Below are 11,878 nucleotides of genomic sequence, written 5' to 3'. Positions count from 1 at the left end.
AGACGACCGTGAGTCCTGCAGGCGTGTCATGCGGGACGAGCTGAGCATCACGCAGGAGGGCATCCCGGAGGCCATACCGGTCGAGATGTGCTACCTCGGGTGGCAGGAATCGCTGGCGCAACTCGCGACCCTGGTCGAGCCCGTGATCCCCGACTGACGGGCGTCGTCAGCCTGGGTGTGAAGCTTCAAGATCCCAAATCAAGAAACAAGATCTTGAAGGTTCACAACCAGGCTCGGCCCTGGTGTGGTGCGAGTTGCAGGGCAGCCGACGATGGACGTCAGCTGGACATGGGCCGGCCATGGCGAATGCAGACGGTCCACAGCCTTCCCCTTTGTTGCGGTTTCCGAAACGATTCATTGTAGCCAGGCCCGTTTTTCCGCCAAGGGTTAACACCTAAAGTTCATCCCATCGATGAGCACAAACGACCAACGGTTGCGACTCAGCGAGGGGCCGGGGGCTGATCCTGCCGACCCGGACCTAACCCGCTTGTGAATGGAGCTGAACATGAACGCCAAGAAGACCCTGATCGTTGCCGCGATGACCGCTTTTGCTGCCGCCGGCGCCTTTGCCGGTGAAGCGAACGACTTCGACCAGACCTGGACCCGCGAAGCGCAGTCGCTGAAGACCCGTGCCGAAGTGAAGGCCGAGCTGGCCCAGGCCCGCGCCCAAGGTGAACAACTGGCCGTGTTCAGCGGCGAAGCCACCGTGCTGCCCGCGCAGGCTGCTACCGCCACCGCCCGCAGCCGCGAGGACGTGAAGCAGGAAACCGCCAGCTTCCTGCGCACCCAGCCCAGCGCTGCCCCGATCAACGTCGGCGGCTGAGCTTGAAGGGCGGGCCCAAGCGGCCCGCTGCTGGTGACGACGAAGGAAAAGCCCGCTCCGGCGGGCTTTTTTCATGGCTGGGCCGCGGCGGCCGGCAGGTGGAAGCAGGCCTCGAGCACGCTTCGGTCGCTTTTCCGTAGCCGGCGCCTTGAAGCAGCACTCGACCCATCGCGATTCCTGAAGGCCCACCGCGGCTGCACGGTGAACCGCGAGCAGGTCGAGCCGCTGAAAACCCGGCTCGCCTCCCGCAAGCGGTGCCAACGCGGCGCTCAGCCCTTCTTCGGCTGCGCGGCCTCGAGCTCGGCCAGCCGCTTTTTCTCGCGCAGCTTCACCAGCTCGGCCTCCTCGTGCCGCTTGCGCGCCTCCTGCTGGCGCTGCATCTCCTGGTGGCGTTGCTCGGCCAGTTCCTTCTCGCTCGGGCCCGCGTCGATCGTCAGCGACATCATCGCGGACGACGGCGGTTCTCCGCGCTCACTCTTGAGCTTGATGTTCAGCCGGAGCTCGTTGGCCGAGTCGGCGTTGCGGATCGCCTCGTCGAAGCTGATGATGCCCTGGTTGTAAAGCTCGAACAGCGCCCAGTCGAAGGTGCGCATGCCCAGCTCACGTGAGCGCGACATGATTCCCTTGATCTCGTGGAACTGGCCGGTGACGATCTTCTCGGAGATGGTCGGCGTGTTCAGCAGGATCTCGATCGCCGCCGCGCGGCCGTTGCCGTCCTCGCGTCGCACCAGGCGCTGCGAGACGATGGACCGCAGATTGGCCGAGAGGTCCATCAGCAGCTGAGTGCGCCGCTCTTCGGGGAAGAAGTTGACGATGCGCTCGATCGTCTGGCTCGCGCTGTTGGCGTGCAGCGTGCCCAGGCAGAGATGACCCGTTTCGGCAAACGCGATCGCGTGCTCCATCGTCTCGGTGTCGCGGATCTCGCCGATGAGGATGACATCGGGCGCCTGGCGCAGCGTGTTCTTCAGCGCGTTGTGCCACGACTTGGTGTCGACGCCGACCTCGCGGTGGGTCACTAGCGACATGCGCGAGGGATGCACGTACTCCACGGGGTCCTCCACCGTGATGATGTGGCCGCCCGAGGTTCGGTTGCGGTGATCGATCATCGCGGCGAGCGTCGTGGACTTGCCCGAGCCGGTGGCGCCGACCACGAGCACCAGACCGCGCTTGGTCATCACCACTTCCTTCAGAATCTCCGGCAGCTTCAGCTTCTCGAAGCTGGGGATCTCTGAGGCGATGGTGCGGATCACCATGCCCACACTCTGCTGCTGTACATAGACGTTGACCCGGAAGCGCGAGACGCCGGGAATCGAGATCGCAAAGTTGCACTCCATCTCCCGCTCGAACTCCTCGCGCTGCGTGGGGTTCATCATCGCGTGGGCCAGCATGCGCGTGACCTCGGGTGTGAGCTTCTGGGCGGTCAGCGACTTCATGCTGCCGTGGGCCTTCATGCTCGGCGGGAAATCGGCGGAAACAAACAGGTCGGAGCCGCCGGCCTGGCTCATCGCGGCCAGCAGCTTGTGCATGTAGGCCCGAGCCTGTTCTTCGGTGAAGGTCATCGGCGGATTCCTGGCAGTCAGCCGAGCCTGCGGCATGGCGATGACCGCGCTGAGGGGATGGGCCGTGCAGTAGCGTCGCCTGGCCCACGGCATTGGCGGCAACGAGCGTTGCCAGCACGCCCATGAAAGACGAACAAAAAAACCGGCATGGCGACCTTTCGAGGGTCATCTCCGGACGGCATTCGCAATGCCGTCGCTGCCGTCGAAGTATAGGGAGCGATGATTTCCCCTATCGCGTGTTGTCACTGCCCGACGAGCAGCGTCACTTCACGCGCTGCCTCTCCAGCTTGAGCCCGGCGTGCGCCGGTGCATCCCGATCCGGCAGGTGGTTTCCGAGCTGTTGAAGCGCACCTCGGTGAGCGTCTCATGGGCCGGCTGAGCCCTCTGAGCGCAGCCGTCCAAGGTCATCACCGTCCAGCTGAGGCCGCGGGCACGCTGCTGACGTTCACATTGGCATGCGCCGACACGGAGATCTGCGCATCCACCGCTGAACGGCTGCGATTCTCCAGCGTCACCGACAGGACGCTCGCCCGCTCTGTACTCTCGGAAGTGCTGTCGTGGCGTGTCATGAGTTCCAAGGACTGACGCCCGCCCCTGCCCGTCCGATCCATGAGCACCAGCGAGACCGTGGCAGTTGCGACGCTGCCGGCGCCGTCGACAAGACCCACGTCCGTCACCTCGGTGCCGGCCTCAAGCGAAACGATGAGTTGAGTATTGGGGTTGAGGACGATGCCGTACTCGCCCACCGGCGCGTTCGGGTTCAGCCCGCGCATGGTCCCAGCGCCCGCGGACACCATGCCTTGCATGGCCAGGTAGGCGCGGGCCTCGGCGCCGGTCCAAGGATCAAGGCGGGCCGCGCCGCCACCCTCCGGAAAGGTGAATTCAGCGGTCGCCGGCACCATGAACGCATACTTCACGTCGACGCGGCTCGCACCGTCTGTGCTTCTCCAGACATTGGCGGACGTTGCGTCTTGATCGGTGGGTCGCGTGCTGATGCTGTAACCCGCCTGGATGCCGTCATTCACATCGAGGTCAATGACCTGATAGCTCAAGTTCCTCCACGAGGCGTAGGCGGTCGCGGGAGGCGGTGCCCCGCTTGTGACGCCGGTTGCCGCAGCGGCACACAGGGCCGCGGCCGACTGTCGAAAACGCCGCCGCATACAAGGCCACATGGCGGAGACAGCACTGGATGTGGCGGCAGCCGGTTGACCATCACGCATGACAGACCTCCTGTGGTGCCCACTGACCGTGGTTGTGGTGCTTGCAGCGTAACCTCGCTGCATCGTGCCCGGCCCCCGAGAACACGCCGTGCTGCTCGGTCGAACAGGCCGGCTGTTCCGACAGACAGCCGGCCAGGTGTCAAGTGCACGTCAACTGCGGGGCTGATCAACCGTGAAGCGCTGCCCCGAATTCCGGCCTCACGCTGGCCTGCGGCCGAGTACTCTCCTTTCGTCTGCTCTTGCGTATAGCCATGCATCGGACGCTGGGCGCCGCATCTCGAAGGATCGCACTGCGTGGATCAAAGGGATCATCTGGCTGCCGAATGGCGGCTCCTTCGCAGAGACCGCGACGCCAGGCGCGGGCCGTGCCGAGTGCTGCCGGGGCTACCATTCATCCTTGCAGACGTCCTGGTGGCAGCGATAAGCATCCCTGCCGCACAAGCCGACCATGCAGGCGAGGATCACGGGCAGAGGAACCCAGAGCCGCAGGCAGGTGCCGACATTGTCCGGGCACTGAGCCCCTAGACACGCCAACATGCAGACGAACCACTCTTTTCTGCCCGCAGGGACGACGATGCCCCCGTTTTCGGCGATGCGCATCGAGCTCGTGGTTCTCAGCTCGCCCCGGCGGTACCGGCCGGCGGAGTTGGAGAGCGCCTCTGGGGCGGCCTCCAGGGCCTCCACTCGCACGCGGGTCGTCCCGTCGCGCGTGCGTTCGTGCGCCATCACGCCGGCGCGGTCGGGGCGGCCGTTCGCGTCGGGGTAGAACACCATCGTCAGCTGATCACCGTCCCTGGATCGCAGCACCGCGGCGCTGTCGGTGGTGAGCAGGAACCCGAGTCCCAGCAGCTGTTGCTCTGCGATCTGGACCTTGATCTCCCCGCGGACGGCGGCGATGACGGCGCTGCGCCTTTCATCGGTGATCAGCGTGGCGTCATCTTCGGACTCGCTCGAAGGACTGGCCATCACGAAGCCCGTCACGGCGGCAAGAGTACCGCCGCCGAAGGCCCGCAGCAGTTGGCGGCGGGCCGAAGATTCGCGCTGCACAGCCGGGGACTTGGCCTCCGCCAAGCGACACAACAGGCGCCAGCAGCGCCGTGGCCCCACACCTCCCGCCAGCTTGGCCAACATGGTCCAGCCGGTACTCACGGTCACGCGGTCGCCGTCCTGCGTGACCAGGGCGGGCCGCCGCCCCAGCTTGGGGGCATGGTCCGCCAGCAGCTGACGCATCTCGGGGTCCTGCAGCGGCCTGATGCGCAGCCATCCCCTGGCCTCGGCCTCGGCATCCCGAGCAATGTCAGTGCAGACGGAACATCCGGCGTCATACAACAGTGAACGCAGTTTCATCACTCTGTCCTCCTATCGTGTGAAGAACGCAAAGGCTTGAGGGCAGTCGCGCCGGCGATCTGCACCTCCCGCGCCTGGCTCGGTGCTGCGTGTCCGACGCTGTCACCGCCGATGTGCCAAGGCTGCGCAACGCTCAACTTCTGCGGGGCTTTGCCGCGCCCTTCCGGCGGCTGCACACGCGGGGACGGGAAGGGCCGACGATTGGCTTTACAGGCATGGTATGAAGTTGGATTTGCCCCCTGTACTGCCCGTTTCTACAGTACTGGGCCGGGCATGTCGGTGTGGCCGGCGGCGGTCCACACCGGCGTGTCTGCGGGCCCATCGCGAGCCGAGATGCGGAACGGCAGCAGCGCGGGCAGGGGCGCTCCGTGCGGCTGAGTTCCGAAGGGCAACGTGGGTGGCTCTCACCGCTCACGCGTTATGCCGAGTACCTTCCCCCTTTGCACCCAGGTTTCTGCCAGACCGATCGTCCAACAGACGGGGCAGCCTCGGAACGCGACCAGCGCCGCGATGCCCGCGCTCAACGAGAGCAGCGGGTGACTGGTCTGGTGGTCGATGGCCCATGCGAGCAGCACGATCGCGACGGCTCCGCGCGACAGGTGCGCGAAAAGGCTGCGGCTGGCGAAGAGGCCGCTGTCGCTTCGTTTGAAGAAGTTCATGTCGGGTCCTTGGACAGCAGATATTCCCTGACGAGCGCGCGAGCCCGGTGAAGCCGGCTCTTGGTGGCCTCACGGGTCAGGTTCAGGTGTTGTGCGATCTCGGCGATGGTGAGTTGCTGCATGTCCCGCAGCAGGATGATGTCGCGGTGCGGAGCCGGCAAGGACTCCAGGGCGCGTACCAGATCCATGCGGAGTTCATGCACGGGGACCGTTGCAAACCGCGTGGAGTCGGCCAGGCTGTCGAGTTCCTCGACGCCCTTCATGAACATCAGGGCCGGCAGAAGGCAAAGTCGACCGACCACACGAGCCAGCCAAGCGCTCAGTGTGGCCGGGCTTCGTACCGTGCCCACACGCCGGTACAGGATGATCAAGGCCTCTTGCACGACGTCTTCTACTGCGGACGAGCGCTGGCACTGGAAGCGTGCGTAACGCCGGATGTCCGGGCGGCATTGCGCCAGCAGCTCGTTCAGTGCTGCCGGATCTCCGCCCTGGGCAGCAAGGAAGGTCTCTTCCCGTAGGCGCATGAGGTCCTTCACGAAGTAGGCGGCGTGGGGCCCGCCGTGGAACACACCGGGCAATACCCTAGCACTCCCGTCACCATCGTGACGCCCCCGGCGCCGGCGAGCAGCAGTCCGAGCAGCGACGCCTGGAGGCCGACCAGCCCGCACAAGATCATCAGCCCGCCGCCGATCAATCGTGCCAGCGCCTGTTTTGTGCCTATGTTTCTCCGATAGAACATCAGAAACTCCTCATGATCGAGTTGATGAAGCGAGCTCGAGGCCGCAACTTGCCCCACTCGCCTCATCAAAGAGGGCCGGGATCCGCGAATGGATTCGGTGGATGGAAGATTTTTTTGCGGGCGGCGGTCTGACATCACCCCGAGTACTGGAGATGTCACTCGGGGAGGCACGAGAACGCCATGCGCTCCCTGGAAAGTGGGTGGGCACTTTCTTTTCGGTTGTCGCCAAGTGCCTCTGATGGCGGCCAGCATGACCCTCGGTCTGCTTTGAGGCCAAGGCCCGGGCGGGCCGTCCGTCACTGGCACAAGGGCAGCTGGGCGGGCGCAAGCTGACCACCGAGCAGCACTCGGTAACGCCGCTCCTGCAGGACCGCATAGAGTCCCGGCAACAACAATGTGGGAGGGCAAGAGATGGCGGAGCAACAACACGGCCCGACCGCCCGCGAGCTCCATCCGCGGACCACGTCGTTTGCAATACGCGCGCTGATGGTCCTCGGTGGCGCGATGCTGGGCTTCATGTTCGTTTTTGTGCTGGCCCTGCTGCGGGCGCCCGACCTCCACCATGAACGGCTGATTCCGTTTGTCGTGGGCGGTGTGGTGCTCGGCGCCGTCGTCGGTTTTCTGGCGGGACGCACACCGGGCGCGGCGCGGGTGTTCGTGTGGTCGATGGCCGGGGCCGGTGCGGGCGTGTTCCTGACTTTCGTGTGCTTGGGTGTCAGCAGGTCGACCGTCGACTTTGAGGTCATGTGGCGCTACCTCGATGTCACCTTCGTGTGCGGTGCGGTCCTCGGTGGCTTGGCCGGCCGGTTTGTGAAGCTGTCGAAGGAGCGGCCATGAACGACTCCCGAGTTGCATCGCAGCTGGCATTGTTAACGCAAGCCACACCCTACCTGTCCGGGGCCCGCCAGCTCAGCTGAATTCGCCCGCGGATTGAGCCGCGGACAGCTCGGAGAGCCGCCGCGCTTGCCCACCGGTTCCCCGCTCCGCGAGATTTCACGACAGCGCTCCAGGCTCGCCCATCGGGGGCACGTCGGTGTGAACCTATACACGAGGCGGCGCTCGTTCGTAAGCGCTGGCATCCCGGCGTGGCGCCGGCGCTGGCCGCTCGCTGCGCGGGTCTTCTCCACCTTACAACTGAGACACCGCGAGGCGGGAGCCACCCTTGTGATGGAACGCAGGGCGAGGCGTGTGCTGCCTGCGGCACCCGTGGTCTTTGCACATCCTCGTCGTTTCCGCAGACCTTCCCTGGGAGACAACGAAATGAGTGCACCCCTGCTCCTACCGGCATTGGCCGCCCTGTTCGTGATGGCCACCGCACCGCTGGCCGCTGCACAGTCCTCGCTGACCCTGCAAGGAGAGCTGGACGTCGCCGTGGACCGCCTCCGCAACAGTGAAGGCGACGTCAGCGGCACGCTGTTCGCCAACCAGGGCGACCGGCCGCTGCCGAACCACCTGGCCTCACCGCGCCAAAGCCACACGCGCATGGCCCTCCGGTCCCCTTCGTATCTTGCGCTCGGCGGGGTGGAGGACCTGGGCGGCGGGTGGCATGCGCGTTTCCGGCTCGAGTCCAGCCTGATCCCGGGCCGCGGCAGCGGCGGCAACAACGGCCGATTTTTCAGTGGCAGCGCATGGGTCGGGCTGACCACGCCGGTTGGCGAGTTCCGGCTGGGCCGACAGGCCTCGCCGATGCTGACGGCGATCTACCTGACCAGCGTCGGCCGCGTCAGCTACCCGGGCCTGCTGAGCGCCGGCATCCTGACCAACAACCTGCAGGCCTACCAGGACAACCAGCTGAGCTACGTCGCGGGACTGGGACCATGGATCGGCCTGCTCTCGGTCTCGTCCAACGCTGGGGTGGCAAGCCGCATCAGCGCCGCGCGCTCGGACGCGACCGGGCTCGCGCCAGTCGCCTCGGAAACCACCGGACAGGTGCTTGGCGGGGGCGGAGCGGGCGCCGAGGCGTCCAGTGGACGCGGCCGCACCTGGGGCGTCATGGCCGGCTATGTGCGAGATCAGATGGCGCTGCTTGCCGCCTACCACCACAACCGATTTGGCGTGCCGCTCGGCCTGGCAACGCCGGAGGGCGGTTTCGTGCCCCTGTTCCATCTCGAGAGCTTCAGCTCGGTCCTGCTCGCAGCGAGGTACCGGCCACCCGGGCTGCGCACCGAGCTGACCGCGAATGTCCATAGCGGCCAGTTCAGGGAGTCGGGCCCACACGACCCGAAGACCCGGACGCTGGCGCTGGGCCTGAAGCATCCTTTGGGGCCGACACAGTTCAGCCTCCAGGTGATGGAATCGCGGTTCGTCAACTTCACCCGCGGGCGCGACCGGGGCGTGATGCTGGGTCTGGAGCACGCGCTGTCAAAACGCACCGCCTTGTATGCACGCCTCGGCACCATCGAGGACCAACGCGGCCGGGTCGTGCACGCCAGACTGTCGCCACTGCCGCTGGCCGGCGGGCCGACGCTGCTGCTGCTTCCACTGGGGACCACCGAGGTCCCGGTCTTCTTCGGCAACCCCCAGAACATGGACGCGCGCACCTCGATCGTCAGCCTCGGCGTGCGACACGCCTTCTGACCCTGCCTTCACGCGTGTGGACACTGAGGCGGCAGGGGCGGCACCGCGGAGCAGTCCGCCCGGGTGCCGCACCCTGAAAACGGCTGAGCGTTCGGTCAACAGTCACGAGGACGCGGGCGACACCCCTCAGTGGCGGGTGCGCTCGGCCAGGCGCATGCGCAGGCCCTCGGGTTGCATGGTGAGGTTCATCCGCTCGGGCGGTGGCCCACCATCGGCGGTGCCCAGCTCGACCAGGTCGAAGGTGCGGGCGACCATCGCGAGCACCATGTGCATCTCCAGGAGGGCCAGGTAGCGGCCGGGGCAGATCCGCGGTCCGGCGCCGAAGGGCAAGGAGGTCCGTTTGGTCGAGTTGGCCGCGGCCGGCCCCTCGGCGTTCAACCAGCGTTGCGGCCGGAACTCCGAAGCGGCTTCGATGCGCTGCTCGTCCGTCGCCGCGAGGCGGGTCAGGCAGACGACGATGGTGTCCTTTGGCACAGCGAGGTCGCCGAGCACCGTGTCGTCGCGAGCCTGCAGGCCGTTCATCGGCGCGACCGGACGCAGGCGCATCGTCTCGTGGATGCAGGCGTCGGTCCACGCCAACCCCATCGCGTCGTCGAAGCTCGAAGGCAGCAGAGCTGGCGCGAGCTGACGGTCGGCCTCGTCGACCAGACGGTGCCAAGCCTCGGGGTGGATGGCGAGCAGCCACAGGGCCCAGGCCAGCGAGTTGGCGGTGGTGTCTTCGCCGGCCAGCAGCATCGTGAAGACATTGCCGGCCACTTCCTCTTCGGTCATCGTCTCGCCGCTCTCGCCCTGCGCGACGAGCAAGGCGTCGAGCAGATCCTGGGGCGCCTCGCGGCGCTCGGGGCTGACATCCAGCCGAGCGCGTGCCTGTGCGATCAGTGCGCGTGTCACCTGGTGCAGCGCAACCAGATGACGGTCGAAGCGGCGGTCGGACGGCAGTTTCAGGTAGTGCCAGTAGGGAAAAAAGCTGTTGCTGCGCCGCTGGATCATTGGGAACACCTGGCTGAGGTGGGCCTGCAGTTCGCTGTGTTCCTGCTCGAGGGTGTTGACGTCGACGCCGAAGGCGAGGCCGGCGATGACGTCGACGGTGTAGCGCTTCAGTTCGGTCTGCAGATCGAGCTGGATGCCGGCCTGTGCGCTGCGCATCCAGCGTTGCTGGAGCCGCCGGGTGACGCGCTCAAGGGACGGGAAAAAGCGGCGCAGGTGGGTCGGGTCGAAGGCGGACATCACGATGCGGCGCTGACGCCGCCAGCTTTCGCCGTCGGCCGTGACGAGGCCGGAGATACCGGCCTCCTGCATGGCCTGCATCGATGGGTCGGGGCGCAGCCAGGTGTCGGGGCGGTCCCGCAGCCCCTGCATCATCAGGGCCGGATCGGAGATCACGACAAAGTCCCGGCGGTTGATGCGCACGCGGTACATCGGGCCATAGATCCGCGCCCAGGCCTCGTAGGTCTGGTGCATGCGCGCCAGGTCGAACTGCGGCAAGTTGCCGAGGACCGGCCAACCGCGCGGCCCCGGCAGGTCCACCAGGCGTCGCAGCGGTGGCCCGGCCTGCCTTGGAACAGCCGAAACAGCCCGGGACGACAAAAAGGGGCAAGAGTCCGTCTGAGGAGCGGACCGAGAGGTGGGGGTGTCCATGGCTTCCTCCTGAAGTTGAACCGGAGCACCCTCAGCCTGTCCTCATCTTCAAAACTGCGCTGTGTGCACTTGCGAGAGGGCGGTTCTCCCTGCGGATCCGCAAGCTTGCAGGGGCCGTCCGACCACATCCGGATGCGAGGAACAGGACCTGCGGCCTTTTCATGCCGCAGCCTCCCAGCCAGAGCCGCGCGTTGAGCCGCAGCTCGCCCCTTGGAGCTCCTCAAGGTCCGCTGCAAGCAGTGGCCTCGCGGGCAAAGTGAGCGCCACAGGGAGCGGCGCTCCGCGAGAGATCGCGGTAACGGCCTGCAGCCCGGCGCGGATCGCTTCTTTCACGTCGTAAGCCGGGGCGCTGAGCCTCAACCGGAGCAGGTCATCGGGCGAACGCAAGATGGTGAACTCCATCCAGAGACAGCACAGGGACTCGCGCTCAACCCACCGCGCCAGTTCAACGAGGCGCCCTGGCTCCGCGGAGAAACGAAGTTCGAAGCCATCGTCGAGCTCAGCGAGCTCCGCTCCCTGGCGGACCAAGAGGCCGACGGAGGCGGCGACGTGAGCCGCTCGGTCCTGTGGTGACAGCGCACGCAGGCCGCGGGAACCGGAAGAAGAGAGATCGGTCATTCGGGCGCCCCTTCACCGCTTGGCCGAAGCGCACCGCGCTCCTTTTCAAAACCCGGCCGCGCAGCAGCGAGGGCTCCCGTGTTCCAGAAGTTGTCGCGGCTGCAAGCCGGGACTGTTCGTATCTGTCGCCGCAGCCAGGCCCACAAGCTGATGCCGCTCAGGAGTGAGAGTGCCATGCCGCCACACAGCACGATGTTCAGCGGCAGCCCGAACAGCGTGCCCCCTGCAAGCCCACTCGCACCGACGAGACCGGTCCCGGACACGGTGGGCAGGACGAGAGGTGCGCAGCAGGCGGCGCATGCCGCCGCAACGCCGAGTACCGCAAAAGGTTTTTTCATCACGAGACCCATTTCATGGACTGCTTGAATCGCCAGGGCGTCTTCCTGTAGAGCGGACTCTAAGACCTCAAGCAACTTGAGATGCAAGGGGGAGGGGGGTGAAAGCTTTGGAACACGATGGACAGATGACGATCGGCGTGTTCCCGATCCGACATCTGTGTGCCTCCGCACAGCGGTCACGTCGATCTGTCCCGGCCTGGCCGACATCGCATCGATCTCGACCCACTTGTCCCCGAGGCTGGCGTGTGGGCCGGCTTGTCGAATCCAAAGCCTTGAAAGGCGCCGAACGGCAATGCGAGACAGCAGACGCCGCAGCAGGCGGCACAGTCGGGTGTACTGAGTTGGAAGTTCGTTGAAGAG

Annotated in this window: 11 protein-coding genes and 2 pseudogenes; 4 read left to right on the top strand and 9 right to left on the bottom strand. The window is 66.1% G+C overall.

Going from position 1 to position 11,878, the window contains the following annotated elements; translation table 11 throughout:
- Window positions 1–157, top strand: a pseudogene (locus OOT46_RS16250) (SRPBCC domain-containing protein); the annotation flags it as partial.
- Between the two features lie 348 nt (window positions 158–505).
- Window positions 506–823, top strand: a complete 318-nt coding sequence (locus tag OOT46_RS16245; RefSeq protein WP_265404662.1) for a DUF4148 domain-containing protein — start codon at window positions 506–508, stop codon at window positions 821–823.
- Window positions 824–1,269: 446 nt separating this feature from the next.
- Here the strand turns inward: OOT46_RS16245 and OOT46_RS16240 are convergent.
- From OOT46_RS16240 to OOT46_RS16215, 6 genes and pseudogenes are all read right to left on the bottom strand, one after another.
- Window positions 1,270–2,382 (bottom strand): annotated as a pseudogene (locus OOT46_RS16240) (PilT/PilU family type 4a pilus ATPase); the annotation flags it as partial.
- 407 nt (window positions 2,383–2,789) lie between these two features.
- A complete protein-coding gene (locus OOT46_RS16235; protein WP_265404661.1) occupies window positions 2,790–3,434 on the bottom strand; it encodes a hypothetical protein in 645 nt (214 codons plus the stop codon).
- A 552-nt stretch (window positions 3,435–3,986) separates the two neighbouring features.
- Window positions 3,987–4,949: a hypothetical protein gene (locus tag OOT46_RS16230; protein ID WP_265404660.1), complete on the bottom strand. Its 963-nt coding sequence runs from the start codon at window positions 4,947–4,949 to the stop codon at window positions 3,987–3,989.
- 404 nt (window positions 4,950–5,353) lie between these two features.
- Window positions 5,354–5,608 carry a hypothetical protein gene (locus OOT46_RS16225; RefSeq protein ID WP_265404659.1) on the bottom strand — a complete coding sequence of 85 codons (255 nt, stop codon included), beginning with the start codon at window positions 5,606–5,608 and terminating at the stop codon, window positions 5,354–5,356.
- Window positions 5,605–6,144: an RNA polymerase sigma factor gene (locus OOT46_RS16220; RefSeq protein WP_265404658.1), complete on the bottom strand. Its 540-nt coding sequence runs from the start codon at window positions 6,142–6,144 to the stop codon at window positions 5,605–5,607. Before OOT46_RS16220 ends, OOT46_RS16225 begins: the two co-directional genes overlap by 4 nt.
- Window positions 6,141–6,347: a YgaP-like transmembrane domain gene (locus OOT46_RS16215; protein WP_265404657.1), complete on the bottom strand. Its 207-nt coding sequence runs from the start codon at window positions 6,345–6,347 to the stop codon at window positions 6,141–6,143. The genes OOT46_RS16220 and OOT46_RS16215 overlap by 4 nt, the downstream gene beginning before the upstream one ends.
- Window positions 6,348–6,758: 411 nt before the next feature.
- Here OOT46_RS16215 and OOT46_RS16210 point away from each other — a divergent pair, with 411 nt between their 5' ends.
- Window positions 6,759–7,184 (top strand): hypothetical protein, encoded by a 426-nt coding sequence (locus OOT46_RS16210; protein WP_265404656.1) that lies wholly within the window; start codon window positions 6,759–6,761, stop codon window positions 7,182–7,184.
- A gap of 423 nt (window positions 7,185–7,607) precedes the next feature.
- Window positions 7,608–8,924: a porin gene (locus tag OOT46_RS16205; RefSeq protein WP_265404655.1), complete on the top strand. Its 1,317-nt coding sequence runs from the start codon at window positions 7,608–7,610 to the stop codon at window positions 8,922–8,924.
- 126 nt (window positions 8,925–9,050) lie between these two features.
- Here OOT46_RS16205 and OOT46_RS16200 read toward each other — a convergent pair whose 3' ends face one another.
- The 3 genes from OOT46_RS16200 to OOT46_RS16190 form a co-directional block, all read right to left on the bottom strand.
- On the bottom strand, window positions 9,051–10,562 hold the full coding sequence (locus tag OOT46_RS16200) for a cytochrome P450 (protein ID WP_265404654.1): 1,512 nt from the start codon (window positions 10,560–10,562) through the stop codon (window positions 9,051–9,053).
- A 159-nt stretch (window positions 10,563–10,721) separates the two neighbouring features.
- On the bottom strand, window positions 10,722–11,180 hold the full coding sequence (locus tag OOT46_RS16195; RefSeq protein ID WP_265404653.1) for a hypothetical protein: 459 nt from the start codon (window positions 11,178–11,180) through the stop codon (window positions 10,722–10,724).
- Entirely contained in the window at window positions 11,177–11,605 is a 429-nt protein-coding gene (locus OOT46_RS16190; RefSeq protein ID WP_265404652.1) for a hypothetical protein, read from the bottom strand. The genes OOT46_RS16195 and OOT46_RS16190 overlap by 4 nt, the downstream gene beginning before the upstream one ends.
- Window positions 11,606–11,878 lie beyond the last annotated feature (273 nt).

The organism is Aquabacterium sp. A7-Y (assembly GCF_026153205.1).
In the GTDB taxonomy this organism is placed as follows: Bacteria; Pseudomonadota; Gammaproteobacteria; order Burkholderiales; family Burkholderiaceae_C; genus Caldimonas.
Note: the sequence above shows the minus strand (reverse complement) of the source record. Positions and strands in the feature narration are given on the sequence as shown.

What these genes read in the sequence shown, in the direction of transcription:
- OOT46_RS16245 (WP_265404662.1), top strand. Translation starts at nt 506, where the DNA reads ATGAACGCCAAGAAGACCCTGATCGTTGCCGCGATGACCGCTTTTGCT.
- OOT46_RS16230 (WP_265404660.1), bottom strand. Translation starts at nt 4,949, where the DNA reads ATGAAACTGCGTTCACTGTTGTATGACGCCGGATGTTCCGTCTGCACT.
- OOT46_RS16225 (WP_265404659.1), bottom strand. Translation starts at nt 5,608, where the DNA reads ATGAACTTCTTCAAACGAAGCGACAGCGGCCTCTTCGCCAGCCGCAGC.
- OOT46_RS16215 (WP_265404657.1), bottom strand. Translation starts at nt 6,347, where the DNA reads ATGTTCTATCGGAGAAACATAGGCACAAAACAGGCGCTGGCACGATTG.
- OOT46_RS16210 (WP_265404656.1), top strand. Translation starts at nt 6,759, where the DNA reads ATGGCGGAGCAACAACACGGCCCGACCGCCCGCGAGCTCCATCCGCGG.
- OOT46_RS16205 (WP_265404655.1), top strand. Translation starts at nt 7,608, where the DNA reads ATGAGTGCACCCCTGCTCCTACCGGCATTGGCCGCCCTGTTCGTGATG.
- OOT46_RS16200 (WP_265404654.1), bottom strand. Translation starts at nt 10,562, where the DNA reads ATGGACACCCCCACCTCTCGGTCCGCTCCTCAGACGGACTCTTGCCCC.
- OOT46_RS16195 (WP_265404653.1), bottom strand. Translation starts at nt 11,180, where the DNA reads ATGACCGATCTCTCTTCTTCCGGTTCCCGCGGCCTGCGTGCGCTGTCA.